General features: G+C 41.5%; 14 protein-coding genes. 7 read left to right on the forward strand and 7 right to left on the reverse strand.

The window, feature by feature from the left end; translation table 11 throughout:
• Window positions 1-24: 24 nt before the first annotated feature.
• Window positions 25-2,517: a VolA/Pla-1 family phospholipase gene (locus Q4546_RS03070; protein ID WP_303445656.1), complete on the reverse strand. Its 2,493-nt coding sequence runs from the start codon at window positions 2,515-2,517 to the stop codon at window positions 25-27.
• Window positions 2,518-2,776: 259 nt separating this feature from the next.
• Between Q4546_RS03070 and Q4546_RS03075 the strand changes: the two genes are divergently transcribed.
• Window positions 2,777-3,514, forward strand: coding sequence for a YciK family oxidoreductase (locus Q4546_RS03075; RefSeq protein WP_303445657.1), 738 nt, complete (start codon window positions 2,777-2,779; stop codon window positions 3,512-3,514).
• A 74-nt stretch (window positions 3,515-3,588) separates the two neighbouring features.
• Here Q4546_RS03075 and Q4546_RS03080 read toward each other — a convergent pair whose 3' ends face one another.
• From Q4546_RS03080 to pspA, 6 genes are all read right to left on the reverse strand, one after another.
• Window positions 3,589-3,936, reverse strand: coding sequence for a helix-hairpin-helix domain-containing protein (locus tag Q4546_RS03080; RefSeq protein WP_303445658.1), 348 nt, complete (start codon window positions 3,934-3,936; stop codon window positions 3,589-3,591).
• Window positions 3,937-4,107: 171 nt separating this feature from the next.
• Complete coding sequence (locus Q4546_RS03085; RefSeq protein WP_303445659.1) at window positions 4,108-5,208, reverse strand: TIGR01620 family protein; 1,101 nt, start codon at window positions 5,206-5,208, stop codon at window positions 4,108-4,110.
• A 1-nt stretch (window position 5,209) separates the two neighbouring features.
• Window positions 5,210-6,664 carry a YcjX family protein gene (locus Q4546_RS03090; RefSeq protein WP_102440533.1) on the reverse strand — a complete coding sequence of 485 codons (1,455 nt, stop codon included), beginning with the start codon at window positions 6,662-6,664 and terminating at the stop codon, window positions 5,210-5,212.
• Between the two features lie 138 nt (window positions 6,665-6,802).
• A complete protein-coding gene (gene pspC / locus Q4546_RS03095) occupies window positions 6,803-7,198 on the reverse strand; it encodes an envelope stress response membrane protein PspC (RefSeq protein WP_076536947.1) in 396 nt (131 codons plus the stop codon).
• Window positions 7,185-7,424 (reverse strand): envelope stress response membrane protein PspB, encoded by a 240-nt coding sequence (pspB, locus tag Q4546_RS03100; RefSeq protein WP_102440532.1) that lies wholly within the window; start codon window positions 7,422-7,424, stop codon window positions 7,185-7,187. The genes pspC and pspB overlap by 14 nt, the downstream gene beginning before the upstream one ends.
• Window positions 7,425-7,443: 19 nt before the next feature.
• Window positions 7,444-8,139 carry a phage shock protein PspA gene (pspA, locus tag Q4546_RS03105; RefSeq protein WP_076536951.1) on the reverse strand — a complete coding sequence of 232 codons (696 nt, stop codon included), beginning with the start codon at window positions 8,137-8,139 and terminating at the stop codon, window positions 7,444-7,446.
• Window positions 8,140-8,317: 178 nt separating this feature from the next.
• Between pspA and pspF the strand changes: the two genes are divergently transcribed.
• From pspF to Q4546_RS03135, 6 genes are all read left to right on the forward strand, one after another.
• A complete protein-coding gene (gene pspF, locus Q4546_RS03110) occupies window positions 8,318-9,415 on the forward strand; it encodes a phage shock protein operon transcriptional activator (protein WP_102440531.1) in 1,098 nt (365 codons plus the stop codon).
• 71 nt (window positions 9,416-9,486) lie between these two features.
• Window positions 9,487-11,115, forward strand: a complete 1,629-nt coding sequence (locus tag Q4546_RS03115) for an ABC transporter substrate-binding protein (protein WP_102440530.1) — start codon at window positions 9,487-9,489, stop codon at window positions 11,113-11,115.
• A complete protein-coding gene (locus tag Q4546_RS03120; protein ID WP_102476349.1) occupies window positions 11,115-12,146 on the forward strand; it encodes an ABC transporter permease subunit in 1,032 nt (343 codons plus the stop codon). The genes Q4546_RS03115 and Q4546_RS03120 overlap by 1 nt, the downstream gene beginning before the upstream one ends.
• Window positions 12,133-13,023: an ABC transporter permease subunit gene (locus Q4546_RS03125; RefSeq protein WP_102440528.1), complete on the forward strand. Its 891-nt coding sequence runs from the start codon at window positions 12,133-12,135 to the stop codon at window positions 13,021-13,023. Before Q4546_RS03120 ends, Q4546_RS03125 begins: the two co-directional genes overlap by 14 nt.
• A gap of 3 nt (window positions 13,024-13,026) precedes the next feature.
• Window positions 13,027-14,034: an oligopeptide/dipeptide ABC transporter ATP-binding protein gene (locus Q4546_RS03130; RefSeq protein WP_102440527.1), complete on the forward strand. Its 1,008-nt coding sequence runs from the start codon at window positions 13,027-13,029 to the stop codon at window positions 14,032-14,034.
• Window positions 14,015-14,800, forward strand: a complete 786-nt coding sequence (locus Q4546_RS03135) for an ATP-binding cassette domain-containing protein (protein WP_076536964.1) — start codon at window positions 14,015-14,017, stop codon at window positions 14,798-14,800. Before Q4546_RS03130 ends, Q4546_RS03135 begins: the two co-directional genes overlap by 20 nt.
• The last annotated feature ends 73 nt before the right edge of the window (window positions 14,801-14,873 follow it).

A 14,873-nucleotide genomic window follows, 5' to 3' on the forward strand; every position in this document is an offset into this window, starting at 1 on the left:
AAAAGATTAAATTATTAATCTCTATTACTCACATGCTTGAAGCACTTCGTCGTTATCAACCAAAATCGTTGCTGCACCTAAGCCTGCTGACTTAGCAAATGCCGCTACTTGAGATTGCATTTCAACTGTCGCTGCAGCGGCCATACCATCAGTTACGCCATCAATTTCAGCAGGGCTAACAATAGAGCTGTGATGACCTTTACTAAAGCGAACCGCACCAGAACCTGCATTGGTTGAACTTACACAATCTAAGCCCATCGCTGCAATTAACGGCTCTGTTCCTGATAATGGGAAGCCTTCAACCTGATTAGGTAATACTCGGTCAGATAAGTTACCCGCACCATCACCTACAACTTCAATTAAATGAACCGGTAGTTGTGTATCAGCTAACATTGACCCATGATTAATCGGGTCGGCAGAATCAACCGCCGTTTGCACTGCAAAGGCAAATGTTGGAATAAACTCAGCATATACAGCTTGTACTAACGCTGCGTACTCAGGTGTTCCAGGTTCAAACTCACCCTCATTAGCTTCTTTAACTAATGCCATGAAATCATCTGTTGCTGTCACAGTTTGAAATAGTACAGGCCCAAATGTTGCAGAACCAGCAAATGAACCAGCTAAACCACCAGAAGGAGCAACTAAAGATGCGGCATTAATAGCATAAGCATTTGGTAATGCGCTACCGTCAGCAGGATTAACTAAACCAGTAGATGCATAAGTTGAAAAAGTAGAACCTACAATGCCACCTAAACTTAAACCTTGAGCACTGATTTTGCTGATATCAAATACTTGAGTAGCACCTGGTGTCTGCGCTATTTGCGAATACATACCCGTTAATAACAAACGTAGACCTAAATGATCCATGGTTGCTTGGCGGAAATTATCACGCACCGTTAATGTACTGGCAACGTTGACAAACACTAACGGATTACCTTTCGCATATTGTGGGCCAAATAAATCACTAGTGGCTGAAATATCGTAGATGCCATCGCCATCAGCATCATACGAGCGATCGCCATGCAGTGGCATATCAATGGCAATCGTCGCAATACCAGCTGCTGCGTATGTGCCCGCATAAGCTAAGGCCATTTGCTTAGTGCCACCTAAACCATGCAATGCCATTGTTGTTGGCCAGCCGTTAGTTGGAGCTACAAATGGTAGCCCTGCTTGTGCGCTAAAGGCGGCAAGTTTAGCGGCATTTGGCAGAGTAATTTGAACCGTGACATCTTCATAACCCATGATTTTTGGAATTGGATTAAACTTGGTTAAATGCTTTGTGGTATCGGCATCAGTGCCATCATCCAATTTCCACGTTTTACCAGCCATTAATGCTGGATTTTGCAATGCAGCCGCTGGGTCAACACCTTGTGCAACAGCTTGTTGGCCAAAGTTAGCTTGGCTCATGGTTCCAGCCTGAAGCGCTAATAAAACCGATACAGGGCTATCGCCTTGTGCGAACCAGCGACCATTTGGCGCCGTAGGCGCACCATCTACAATTGGAATAACACAACTTGCAGATGAACAATCACCATAAAATGGTAAACGTACTACAGCGGTATAGATTTCAGCGATGTCAGAAACCACATAGGCAAGTCCATCTGCCGGAGTTAAACCCGCAGCTTGGGCAACGGTCACCGTGCCACCAAACCCATTATCCATAGGCATTGGCGGTTGAACAAAAGAAGGTTTATACGGATCGCTTGATGCCATCAATAATTTGCTGGTTTCATATACATCTGCAACCGATTGGGTGGTAAACAAACCAGAATATGAAATAGTTTCAGCATCAACACCATGCTCTGCTGCTAAGCCCTTTTCATAACTATTAACTAAACCTTGAAGGAATAATTGGTCAGGTGTTTCAAGAGGCTTAGTGTCGATATCTAGTTTTAATAAATTATATGTGCTCGATGGTTCAACGGCGCGGCCTGCAGAGTCTTGAACTAATGTGGTGGTAGCGTAAATATAAGATTGATTAGCTTTAAGCGGTTTTAAAGGCACGATTGCAATTTTATTACCTGAAGCTAATGCCACAAAATCAACACCAAATTGCAGTTCATCACCCACTTTACATGCTGATACAGAGGGCGCATCGCTACATTCAGGATCAGATGATAAAGCGCCGCCAACAGTGGCTTCAAATAATCTTACTGCACCAGGTTGAGAAACAGAGGCTTCATCAAGGGTGAGCATTGCACCATCAGAGTCTGTTGCTAAATCAACACTAAGCGAAATTGGTGATGAAGTTGACCAGCCATCTAATGCCCCCAAAGCAAGCGATGGATCAACATAATCAATACCGTCTTCACCTGGTATAGCTAGCGTTCCATCAAGTGTTCCGTTAAATAAAAGGTCATTTGGTAATGGCACATCACCTGCAGCAGGGTCAAATACCACTTGAGAGAATGGAATTAGCGTTTCTACATTATCTTTTGCTTCGTTAGAACTATCTTCACTACAGCCGCTAAGCCCAAGAGCAGATGCAATAGCAACACCCAATATGAGTCTTTTCATCTTTTTTCCCCAAATCTTGTTGTAATAATTTTAATTTCCCCAAAAATTGGTCACAATAGCGTAAACGCATGACCATAAGGACATATTTTTGCCCTTAACTCATCTCAAGTTAACGTAAAATTATAGAGTTAGCCACAAATTTGTTACAAAGAAACATACTATTCACTAACAAATATAAGTCAATTGTTTAAAACGTTCGTTTACCTTTTGTTCGAAACGAGATTTGACATGCTTTTACAGTCCAAGGAAAAATTGAATCATGTTGGAATACCAAGCTAAAAAAGATTTACTAAAAAATAAAACAATCCTGGTTACCGGCGCTGGCGCAGGTATTGGTCGCACTGCGGCGATAAACTACGCAAAACACGGCGCGACCGTTATTTTGCTAGGTAAAACAGTTAAAAAACTTGAAACGGTTTATGATGAAATAGTACAAGCTGGTTATCCCAAACCTGCTATTGTGCCATTAGATTTAAAAGGTGCCACAGAGCAAAACTATCAAGATATGGCCGAAACTATCGCTGAGCAATTCGGTCATTTAGATGGATTACTGCATAATGCCAGTTTACTTGGCGCATTAGGGCCGTTTGAACATATCGACCTTGAATCATTTGAAGATGTAATGAAAGTGAACGTCACCGCCCAAGTAATCTTAACTAAAGCCTTATTACCGATAATGCGCAGCGCACCATCAGCATCTATTATCTTCACTTCTAGCGGTGTTGGTCGTCAAGGACGAGCTTATTGGGGACCTTATGCGTTCTCTAAATTTGCGACTGAGGGCATGATGCAAGTACTTGCCCATGAATGTGAAGGCACTAGCCTGCGTGTAAATAGTATTAACCCTGGTGCAACCCGCACTGAAATGCGCGCAAAAGCTTACCCAGGTGAAGATCCACAAACATTAAAAACCGCACAAGATATCATGCCAACCTACTTATATTTAATGGGTGAAGATTCTTTTGAAGTCAACGGTCAGCAACTTACCGCTCAGTAACCATCCATTGAATCTGTAAACTGAAAAAGGGAGCGAAAGCTCCCTTTTTTAATACCAAGTCGTCAATTGATAAATTACAAACTTATCGCTTTAGCATTTTTCTCAACCAGCTTTTCACCTATACCGGCAACTTGGGTTAATTGCTGGACATTTTTGAACTTACCATATTTATTTCGATATTCCACAATGGCTTTTGCCTTGGCTTCACCAACACCATTGAGGGCTTGTAACTGCTCTGCTGTCGCTTTATTAATATTCACCTTAGCCATCTTTGTATTGCTACTTTTCACGGCTGTGGTTTTAGACATTTCAGCTGAAGTGAGTGCTGCTGGTTTAGTGGTGTCTTTGGCGACAGCCAAACTGATACTTGCTGCTGATATCGCGCAGGTGAGCATGACGCCCATGAGTAATGGATGTTTCATTGTTAACTCCTTAAAGTCCTATTTAATAACCCGACCAACTTCCCTATCCATGGTCGGTATTTGTCAGCGTTACACCCTATTCAACAAGAAAATGATCTATTAAAAACAGGGCATTTATCGCTAACATAAAACTGTAGTAAACAATTTATTTTTTGCAAAAAATAAGTAAGATTATTTTTCTACTGTTTGTTTTTGCTTATTTTTATTTGTTTTCATTACACTCGCAGAAAAGCTTTTTAGTTCGCCTAACAACTGCTGATGCACTTGGCTCAATTTAGGGCGATTTTGCGCTTTAAAACTTAGCGGCCGACATAAGCTCATGGCTTGATAACCAAGTCGCGCAGTTAATAAACCTCCGCCTAAACCTTGGGCTAAACGTGCTGATAACTTTCCGGTCATTTCAACCGATAATAACTGGGTGCCTAAATCTGTTACCACTTCAGTGGTGCCAGCATAAACAATATTTAGTACGATACTTTTTATCAGTTTAATCCGGCTCCAATAGCCTAATTCAATGCCATATACATCTGCAATAACATTAACCATGCGCTGATTACGCCATAAAATAATCGCCATATCTAATACTGCTAAAGGACTCGCCGCTAACAGTAGTGCCGACTCCGCCGCAAAGCGACTTACAATTTTTTTGGCTTTTTCATCGCGTTCAGACAAAACTAATTCATCAAATAGCATCACCATTTCAGCGTCATTATGTTCAACGCTATTAATGGCTAAGTATTGCTTTTTACCTTCGGTATCTGGGTATTTTTGCAATAAGGGGCTGATGAACTTACTGGCTTCACCGCGCTGCATACTTAACGCTAAACGCTCGCCTGTGGCTTGGGTATCGGCCACATGTTTAAGCTTTATCAGTTTTTTCCACTCTGACAGGGTTATTGCCCCAGCCCACGCCATGATGATCCCCGCCACTGTCACGTAAAAACCAAATAGCCACGGGCTTTGCAGGTAGGCTGTTTGCAGCCCTTGTATGGTTTGAACGATAACCACCAGTATCAAAGCTAACAATGATAACTTGGCAAGCATTGAGATTTTTTTAGGCTTAGCGCCGAGCTTATCGATGGACTCGAGTTCATCGATGGTTTCAGGGAGTTTTGCTAAATTAGTTTCACAAATAAACTCGACATCGGTAAATGATTGTGACCCTTTAACGTCTTGATCCTTACCCGAATCAAGCGTTTCAGTATCAAACACTTGCTGCTGCTTAAGTTGAGCGTCTTCAAACTCTGTTCTCTTGCTATTATTGTTACTCATATTATTGCAACTTATCCCCCAGCAAAAACTGTAAAAGATGATCTAAGCGAATATGCTCAAAACGAGGGTCGGACATCGATGATTGTGGTAATCGAGGCGGGTTAAAAGACACGAAATTAAAGCCTTGCTTGTCCCAAAAGCTATCTTGGGGTAACCGCTGAGGCACTTCGCCTGGAAATATGGTGAGCATTTGCTGATTTTTATCTATGCCTCTGACCACTTCTTGCTCGCCACTGGTTGTTGATACCATGCCATGCTGTGTGGCTTTGATGGCGCTAATGGCCATCGTTTCGACTTCGCAGCCTTCATAGTTAGCAAAGTGCTGACTGTGTTTTAGCATATCGGTCAATAAACTTAATACATGGCTCTGTTGATCACGAGTAACCCTGTCAACCTTACTGGCGGCAAACAGTAACTTATCAATTTTAGGTGAGAACAAACGCCTTAATAAACTCGATTGTCCAAAATGAAAGCTTTCGACAATACTATTGAGTGCATTACCCATATCCTCAAATTGTGCTTTACCGCTGTTTAGGCCATTAAAGCAATCCACCAGCACCAATTGACGATCAAAACTAGCAAAATAATCCCGATAAAACGGCTTAACCACCACTGAAACATACTCTTCATAGCGACGCTTTAGCACTTGGTAATAGCTAGAGTCAGCAGCGTTTTCTAAATTGGCTAATTCATCATTACTGAGATTTATGAGTGGGAAAAAGGCCAATAAAGGGGTATCGGCAAACTCTCCAGGTAATAGCATTCGACCAGGCTGTGCAAGATAAAAGCCTTGGTTGTTAACCAAGTCGACCAGTAATGTTTGGTACAAGTCTGCAATCTGCTTTAACTTATGCTCATCAGCAGTTTCTGATAAATTGATGTTAGCTAATACACTAACAAACTGCGGATAATAGCTTGAGGCAGCTAATCGGTGCTTAACGTCAATTTGTGACTCACACCACTGGATGAAGTTTTGCTTCATCATTGGTAAATCCAATAACCACTCACCTGGGTAATCAACAATATCCACATACAAGGTGGCAGTATCAGCAAGTTTTGCCAATATGCCCTTTTGAGGACGATATTTAATCGCTAGCCTTAACTCAGAGATATTACGGGTTGATGCAGGCCAAGTTGCAGGCGACTGGGTTAATGATGTCATCGCTCCTTTATAGTCAAAACTGGCAATGGCTAAATCAGGTTGCATGGCGCGTTTAATGCCTATCAAACGATTTTCACGGCACACTTGCCACAAAGGCAATGGGTTTTGAGTTTGGCTTTTTTCTGATTGCAGCCCCGCATGGAGCATTTGATTAACCAGCCCTGTTATAAAGGCGGTTTTACCCGCCCCTGATAAACCGGTCACGGCTAAACGAACATGCCGATCGGTTGAGCGATGAACTAATTGATGAGTTTTTTGGGAAATTTTATTAATTGAACGATCAATAAAGCTCATAGTTAATCTCAAATTAAGGAATAAGCAAAATAGGGATGAAAAATATTTTCAAGTACTGATAATCAAGTCTTTGCTAAAAAAACACAAGGGCGGTAAACCGCCCATTGGAATTATATGAAGATAGTCGTCTGAATCGAGTTAAAGATTATTAATTTCTCTTTTCAAATCAAAATTATCGGAAGTGACATGGCGCTCAAGTCGTTGCAGTCTAATTTCAAGTGCATAAAACTGACTATTTACATCATGTAAGGCACGTTTTGCCGGCTCTCCTGCCTGCCAAACCTTTTTCTTCACTTCAATATCTTTGTGGCCTTTGGCATGTGTTGTATCTTCAGGCTTAATATCTAATATCATCCATAAGGCGACATAGATAATAAACACAGGCCCAGAACCACCCAATAAAAATATTGAGACTACGACCACTCTGACTAACCAGGTTTCAAGATTAAAAAAGTCTGCAATCCCTGCACATACCCCAGAAATTTTGCCTGATGATGGGATACGGTATAATGTGCGACCGTTAGCTGTGCTCATCTTTCCCCCTCCACTCTGGCGCTTCCGTATCTAAAATAGCTTCCAATGTTTCAATACGTCGGCCCATTTTTTCAGCTTGGGCAATTAATTCATTCAATTGTGTAAACTCTTCTTCAGTGAGCCCCTGACTCACTTGTCGCTTACTGCGATAATGAAGAATCAACCAAATAGGTGCCACAATAACTAAAAATATAATGATTGGGGCAATAAGAAGATCCATATCCATAACTCACCTCTGAAAAAGTTTACTTGTCTGATTTAGTTTTTGATTTAGGTTGCGATTTAGCTTTCACTTTCGCTTTTAATGCTTCAAGTTCGTCATTGACTGAATCTTCAGCTTCAAGTGCCGCAAACTCATCAGCAAGGCTACCCTTTTTACCAATATCATAAGCTTCAACTTGTGACTCTAAACCTTCAACGCGACGCTCATATTGCTCAAACTTCACCATCGCATCATCAATTTTACTTGAATCAAGCTGCTTTTTAACTTCTAAACGTGAAGTGGCAGTTTGCTTGCGCATAATAATGGTTTTTTGGCGTGCTCTGGCATCATTCAGTTTTTCTTGTAACTGTTCAACTTCGTGTTTAAGACGAGCAATGTGCTCTTCTACTACTTGAAGTTCCATCTCAAGGGTTTCTAATAATGAAACCGTTTTTTGTTTTTCAATTAGCGCAGCTTTTGCTAAGTCTTCTCTATCTTTCGATAAAGCTAATTCAGCTTTAGCTTGCCAATCAATCACTTGCTCTTGAACTCGGCTAATGCGTCTTAGTAATTCTTTCTTTTCTGCTAATACTTTTGCAGAAGTAGAGCGTACTTCAACTAACGTGTCTTCCATTTCCTGAATGATCAGGCGTACCATTTTTTCTGGATCTTCAGCTTTATCAAGTAAAGCACTGATGTTCGAATTAATGATATCTGCAAAGCGTGAGAAGATTCCCATAATGTGTCCCTCAAAAATATTGTTAATGTCGAAGTTTACTATTCACGAGTTGTGCCAACTTTTAAAAAACCAGACAATTCAACATCATAACCAAAATATTAACTTTTTCTTTCTTTTAATGCCGCAGCCCACTATTATGATTTTCACCACTTGTTAGCGTAATAGACTAAAAATTACAGTGACTAAACAATTTGAGCAAGACAATCTTATCGGACAATCTAATGCTTTGTTAGAGGTATTAGAACATGTTTCTAAAGTTGCCCCACTTTCTAAGCCGGTATTAATTATTGGTGAACGCGGCACAGGTAAAGAATTAATCGCCGAGCGGTTACACTATTTATCAGGCCGTTGGGATAAAGAGTTTATTAAATTAAACTGCTCTTCATTAAGTGAATCATTACTTGAAAGCGAACTGTTTGGCCACGAGTCTGGTGCGTTTACGGGCGCGAAAGGCAAACATGAAGGTCGCTTCGAACGCGCCGATGAAGGCACCTTATTTTTAGATGAGCTGGCCAATACCTCAGGATTAATTCAAGAGAAACTGTTACGTGTCATCGAATACGGTGAATTCGAACGAGTGGGTGGCAGTAAAACAGTTAATACCAATGTAAGGTTAATTTGTGCTGCCAATGAGGACTTACCTTCATTAGCTGAAAATGGTGAATTTAGGGCTGATTTACTGGATAGGTTAGCCTTTGATGTTATCACCCTACCGCCCCTTCGTAGCCGCACAGAAGACATTATGCCTTTAGCAGAGCATTTTGCCGTGAGCATGGCAAGGCAACTGAATTTAGATTATTTTGGCGGTTTTAGTCCAGTAGCTATAGAGCAACTCATGTCATATCGCTGGCCAGGTAATATCCGCGAACTTAAAAACGTGGTCGAACGCAGCGTCTATCGTCGAGGATCTGAAGGTGAAGAAATTGACCACATTATTGTCGATCCTTTTGCCTCTCCTTATCGACCAACATCAAGAATCAAAACTCGTGAAAGGCAGCAAACAGAGCATCAAGCTCCCGATACTTCAGTCGCGGTTCCAGTAACCGATGACTCCACTGAAAATGAAGCATCATCAGTTAGCACCAGTGCAACAGACAGAGATATTCGCTTCCCATTAGACTTTAAAGAGCATACTGAAAACTATGAGATTAACCTGCTAAAAAGTGCCTTAGCCCAAAGCCAATATAATCAAAAGAAAACCGCTGAAATATTAGGTTTAAGCTACCACCAACTGCGGGGCATTTTGAAAAAGTATAATTTACTTGAAAAGTCTTAATAGGATATTTGCTCCTAAGTTATTAACACTGCTAAAATACTTATTCAGTACCTAAATAATATGATGAAAAAATGCGTGAGACATTAAAACGCTTTAAACCTGCTGCATTACTCTGCTTGCTAAGTTTTTTAGTAACAGGTTGTGGTGAACTCAATGTCCCATCAGGTATTGTGTATTGCTCTGAGGGCAATCCTGAAACCTTTAATCCGCAATTGGTCACTTCTGGTACCACTATTGATGCCAGTTCTAATCAGTTATACAACCGCCTAATTGACTATAACAATGACTCATCTGATTTTATGGCTGCGCTGGCAACCCAGTGGCGCATATCCGATGATGGCTTACGTTATCACTTTGTGTTGCGTAAAGGCGTACAGTTCCAGCACAATAATTTGTTCAAACCTTCAAGAAATTTTAATGCCGATGATGTACTATTCTCATTTAATCGCATCATTAATCCCGCGCATCCTTTTCACTCAGTGAGCAGAACTGGCTATCCATTTTTCCAAAGTATTGATTTTTCCAACTTAGTGAGTCGAGTCGAAAAAGTAAACGATTATGAAGTGGTATTCCACTTAACCCAACCTGATGCATCATTTTTAGCTAATTTGGCCACTGATTTTGCCGTTATTCTTTCTGCCGAATATGGCGAGCAACAATGGCAGGCAGGTACCCCTGAAAATATCGATTACTTCGCCATCGGCACAGGGCCTTTTTACCTCGCAGATTATGTCAAAAATGATTTTATTCGCTATAAACGCAATACCGCATATTGGGGTAAAGCGGCTAAAATTGACCTGTTAGTTTTTGATATCACACCTAAAAGTGAGTCTAGACTGGCTAAAATCATCACTAAAGATTGCCATGTGTCTGCCCTGCCAAAGGCAAATGAACTTGCAGTAATTAAACAGCATAAACACTTAAAAGTTAACACTAAACCGGGGTTAAACGTCGGTTTTTGGGCATTTAACACTCAAAAGCCTCCTCTAGACGATGTGCGAGTTCGACTTGCCCTTGCCCATGCCATTGATAAGAAAAATATCCTTAATGTGGTTTACCATGACACCGCTGTAGAAGCGACCGGAATGCTGCCGCCAGGATCATGGGCTTATTCAGACTCATCCGACCCTAATGATTTTGATCCTGAGAAAGCTAAAAGGCTGTTAGAAGAATCAGGGGTTAATAACTTAACCTTTGATATTTGGGCGATGCCAGTGGTGCGAATTTATAATCCAAACGCCCTCAAGACCGCAGAGCTGATTCAGGCCGACTTAGCCAACATTGGGGTTAAAGTGAATATTGTCAGTTATGACTGGAGCGTGTTTACGCAAAAATTAATTAGCCAAGATTATGATTCAGTATTAATTGGTTGGAATGCTGACAATACCGATCCTGATAATTTCTTTACCCCACTACTCAGTTGCTCAGCCCTAGAATCAAATAATAACCGTTCTAAATGGTGTTCAGCTGAATTGGACGCAATACTTGCACAAGCTAAAGCTACGCCAATAAAAACCACAAGAAAGGCGCTATATCAGCAAGCTGAACAGCTCATTCATCAGCAAGTTCCCTTGGTTAATATTGCCCATGGACAAAAATTGATCCTAAAAAACATTTCGGTATCAACTAAAGATGTTAACCCCTATGGTGGAATGGCTTTCTCTAATATCGAACTAAAAACTGCGGAGAAAAAACCTTAATGTGGCGTTATTTTCTAAGACGAATTAATTTATTTTTTGCCACTTCATTGGTTATGATTGCGGTACTGTTTTTTGCCACCGGTATGTTTCCAGTTGAAAAAAGCTACGCCTTAACTGGGATACAGTTCCCTAGCAGTGAGCAACAAGCACAAACCGTTGCAGACTTTAAGCTTGATAGTAACCAGCTTAGTCAATTTATCGCTTATTTAACCGAGCGATTATCAGGCAATTTAGGGATTTCGGTTAACTCACAACAAAGTGTCGCCACAGAGCTCAGTAACGTGTTACCCGCCTCTTTTGAATTGTCATTATTTGCTGGGACGATAGCGATATTTTTTGGAGTGCCACTTGGCGTATTGTCCTCATTAAGTGAAAGCAAGTCAGTCCAGCGCAGTATTTTAGCCCTAACCTTAACCGGTTACTCTATACCTGTATTCTGGCTCGGATTAACCTTGTCATTATGGTTTGGGGTAAAGCTAGAGTGGTTGCCGATCTCTGGACAAATCAATTTATTATATGAAATTGAACCCGTCACAGGTTTTATGCTGATCGATACTTTGCTATCACATGAAGCCTATCGGATCTCAGCATTTAAAGATGCCTTATTACACATCATTTTACCTGCGGTAACCTTAGCGGTATTACCTTTTACTGTCGTTATACGTATCACACGTCAAGCAATGATGACGGTTATGACCCAAACCTATATTCGCGCTGCTGAAGCCCGTGGCCTTAATACCTATAGTATTTTAATGAAACACGCCTTACCTAACGCGCTTATCCCAGTTCTTAAAGCCTTTGGCTTAATGCTTGGCTCGTTTGCCAGTTACGGCATTATTGTCGAGGTGATTTTTGCATGGCCAGGGGTGGGATCATGGCTTATTGCAGGAATATATCAGCGAGATTACACCGTGATTCAAGCAGGGATCCTTTCAGTCTCTTTGCTGATTATCTTTTTAAGCATTATGATTGATTTAGTGCATACCACTATTAACCCTATTAATAGGAAAGAACTGTATGCCAGCAATTAAAATATATCAGGATGAACACATAGCTTCACCTATGATGCAATTGTGGAAAGCATTTGCTAGTAACCCATTTGCTGTCGCAGGCCTTTGGGCGGTAATATTTTTATTACTACTGGTTGTATTGGGGCCGCTACTCGCTCCTTACCCACCAGAAATGCAAAATCCTGATGCCATATTATTACCGCCATCATGGGACGCCCTTGGACATGTTTCGCATTTTTTAGGTACCGATGATTTAGGCCGAGACTTATTCAGCCGCTTATTGCATGGGGTTAGATTAACGTTCGGCATGTCATTAATTGTGGTGCTTTGCGCCTTAATCGTCGGCTTTATTATTGGCTCCCTTTCAGGAATGATGCGTGGGTTAAAATCAAGTATTTTAGGTCATTTGCTCGATGCCTTATTATCAATTCCGTCATTATTGCTCGCCATTTTGGTTGTCGCAGTGACCGGTCCGGGGTTAATCAATGTATTTTGGGCAGTAGGCTTAGCCTTAACGCCGCAATTTGTGCGGGCAATTCACCAAGCAGTACATGAAGAGCTACAAAAAGAATACGTTATTGCCGCTAAACTTGATGGCGCCAGTCAAATACAAATCTTTTGGTATGTCATCATGCCAAACGTCTGGGAAGTGGTTATTATTCAAACGACCATTGCCATATCGGTGGCGATATTAGACATTGCCGCCTTAGGCTTTCTCAATCTTGGAGCACAAGCCCCTAGCTCAGAGTGGGGAGCGATGATTTTTCAAGGGTTAAACAGCCAATTAATTGCGCCTTGGTCGATTACCATTCCAGGTTTGGCGATCCTATTTACTGTGTTATCCATTAATTTGGTGGGTGACGGATTACGCTCGGCGCTCGCGCCGATAAGAAACTAGCCCATGCCATTACTTGATGTCAGAAATCTCACTATCGAACTCGATACCCCACAAGGCACAGTGAAGGTACTTGAGAAAGTCAGTTTAACCATTAATCCGGGTGAAATTCATGGCTTAGTTGGTGAATCAGGTTCTGGGCGTAGCTTATTAGCCAAAGCGGTACTAGGCGTTTTAGGCCCAAACTGGCGCATCATTGCCGATCGCATGATGTGGGATGGCAAAAATTTATTGGAAATGACTAAAAAGCAACGTCGCAGCTTAATGGGCAGTGATATGACCATGATTTTCCAAGACCCTTCTGGCAGTTTAGATCCGGTAAAAACTATCGGCAGTCAGTTAATTGAATCGCTCACGCCAAACAAAGCCGTGCCTTTTTGGCGCAGAGCAAAAGACACTCATTTAACCGCGCAAAAATGGCTTCATAAAGTTGGAATTAAAAAGCCCAAAGCCATTATGAAGCGCTACCCTTGGGAACTTTCTGAAGGTGCCTGCCAAAAGGTAATGATTGCTATGGCAGTAGCTAACCACCCTAAGTTATTAATCGCCGACGAACCAACGAATGCGATGGAATTAAGTACTCAAGCGCAAATATTTCGTTTGTTAGCTCAATTAAACCAACTTCAAAATGTCTCTATACTGCTAGTCAGCCATGAACTAGAAACTTTAGCAAAATGGTGCGATCGCATCAGTATTTTATACAGCGGACAAATCATGGAGTCGGGGCCCGTTAACGAATTAATCAAACAACCCTATCACCCCTATACCAAAGCATTATTTAAAAATCTGCCAGACTTTGCAGGCCAAATACGCCACAAAGCCTATTTACCAACATTGCAAGGTTCCTCGCCGTCATTGCAGCATTTGCCTGCTGGGTGCAGGCTGGGTCCTCGCTGCCCTGACGCCCAAAGAGCATGTGTTATCCAACCCAGTTTGGCCCACGAAAAAGATCGCTATTTTGCCTGCCATTTCCCGTATAACAGTGAGATAGAAGATGACAACTCCATTACTTAAAGTAAACCAGCTAAGCAAACGCTATTTTACGGGTTATAAAAGGTTCAAAGCGCAATATAATCAAGCCCTGTCACCACTATCATTTGAACTTGAGCGTGGACAAACCTTGGCTATTGTCGGTGAAGTAAGCTCAGGTAAAAGTACCTTAGCGCGAATACTGGTTGGCGCAGAGCCTCGCAGCGGTGGAGAAATATTGTTTGAAGGGGAAGCATTGGAGGCGCGAAATCTCAAACAGCGCAGCCGCTTAATTAGAATGATTTTTCAAGACCCTAACACCTCATTAAACCCGAGGTTAACCATTGGTAGCCTACTAGAAGAACCATTACGATTTAACACCACATTGAATTCAGCGGAACGAAAAGTGCGGGTGGCAGATAGACTCAGAAAAGTGGGCTTACTACCTGAACATGCCAATTTCTATCCTCATATGGTCTCTGAAGGTCAAAAACAACGTGTAGCCGTTGCTAGAGCTTTAATGTTAAACCCTAAAATCATTATCGCTGATGAAGCACTTGCCTCATTAGATTTATCAGTGCGTTCTCAAATACTTAATCTGCTGATAAAATTACAAAAAGAAATGGGGCTATCGTATATTTTTGTGACCCACAATTTGAACATTGTACGTCATTTTAGTGACAAGGTACTGGTGCTCAAAAATGGCAGCGTAGTTGAACTAGCGAGCACAGAAGAATTATTCAATCACCCACAACAAGAATACTCTCGCCGCTTAATATCGCAGCAAACACAACTCACAGCCAAACGCTAAACTGCTCCAACCACTGAGTAATTTAGCCAAAAAACATAAAAACTAGTGCCAATTCGTCGCCTAACTATTTATC

Origin of the sequence: Shewanella sp. 4_MG-2023 (genome assembly GCF_030548015.1) — a bacterium.
Classification (GTDB): domain Bacteria; phylum Pseudomonadota; class Gammaproteobacteria; order Enterobacterales; family Shewanellaceae; genus Shewanella.

Bases quoted from the DNA above. Each gene is read 5' to 3' on its own strand.
- Q4546_RS03070 (WP_303445656.1), bottom strand. From the start codon at position 2,517: ATGAAAAGACTCATATTGGGTGTTGCTATTGCATCTGCTCTTGGGCTT.
- Q4546_RS03075 (WP_303445657.1), top strand. From the start codon at position 2,777: ATGTTGGAATACCAAGCTAAAAAAGATTTACTAAAAAATAAAACAATC.
- Q4546_RS03080 (WP_303445658.1), bottom strand. From the start codon at position 3,936: ATGAAACATCCATTACTCATGGGCGTCATGCTCACCTGCGCGATATCA.
- Q4546_RS03085 (WP_303445659.1), bottom strand. From the start codon at position 5,208: ATGAGTAACAATAATAGCAAGAGAACAGAGTTTGAAGACGCTCAACTT.
- Q4546_RS03090 (WP_102440533.1), bottom strand. From the start codon at position 6,664: ATGAGCTTTATTGATCGTTCAATTAATAAAATTTCCCAAAAAACTCAT.
- pspC (WP_076536947.1), bottom strand. From the start codon at position 7,198: ATGAGCACAGCTAACGGTCGCACATTATACCGTATCCCATCATCAGGC.
- pspB (WP_102440532.1), bottom strand. From the start codon at position 7,424: ATGGATATGGATCTTCTTATTGCCCCAATCATTATATTTTTAGTTATT.
- pspA (WP_076536951.1), bottom strand. From the start codon at position 8,139: ATGGGAATCTTCTCACGCTTTGCAGATATCATTAATTCGAACATCAGT.
- Q4546_RS03115 (WP_102440530.1), top strand. From the start codon at position 9,487: ATGCGTGAGACATTAAAACGCTTTAAACCTGCTGCATTACTCTGCTTG.
- Q4546_RS03120 (WP_102476349.1), top strand. From the start codon at position 11,115: ATGTGGCGTTATTTTCTAAGACGAATTAATTTATTTTTTGCCACTTCA.
- Q4546_RS03125 (WP_102440528.1), top strand. From the start codon at position 12,133: ATGCCAGCAATTAAAATATATCAGGATGAACACATAGCTTCACCTATG.
- Q4546_RS03130 (WP_102440527.1), top strand. From the start codon at position 13,027: ATGCCATTACTTGATGTCAGAAATCTCACTATCGAACTCGATACCCCA.
- Q4546_RS03135 (WP_076536964.1), top strand. From the start codon at position 14,015: ATGACAACTCCATTACTTAAAGTAAACCAGCTAAGCAAACGCTATTTT.